Annotated in this window: 1 rRNA gene; it reads right to left on the reverse strand. The window is 48.7% G+C overall.

Annotation, left to right across the window (positions count from 1 at the left end):
• Window positions 1-319: ribosomal RNA gene (locus A1OO_RS22780) — 23S ribosomal RNA — on the reverse strand; the annotation flags it as partial.
• Window positions 320-339: the final 20 nt, after the last annotated feature.

Below are 339 nucleotides of genomic sequence, written 5' to 3' on the forward strand. Positions count from 1 at the left end.
CCCTGTATCGCGCCACTTTCCAGAGGCTTCCACTAACACTTAAACTGCTTAAGGGCTAATCCGGGGTCGCTCGCCGCTACTGCCGGAATCTCAATTGATTTCTTTTCCTTCGGGTACTTAGATGTTTCAGTTCCCCGAGTTCGCCTCATACAGCTATGTATTCACTGCATGATACGTGCTTATGCACGTGGGTTTCCCCATTCGGAAATCGTAGACTCAAGTGGCTTTTACTGCCTTATCTACGCTTATCGCAAGTTAATACGTCCTTCATCGCCTCTGACTGCCAAGGCATCCACCGTGTACGCTTAGTCACTTAACCATACAACCCCAAGAGGTCTT

This window comes from Enterovibrio norvegicus FF-33 (genome assembly GCF_000286835.2).
In the GTDB taxonomy this organism is placed as follows: Bacteria; Pseudomonadota; Gammaproteobacteria; order Enterobacterales; family Vibrionaceae; genus Enterovibrio; species Enterovibrio norvegicus_A.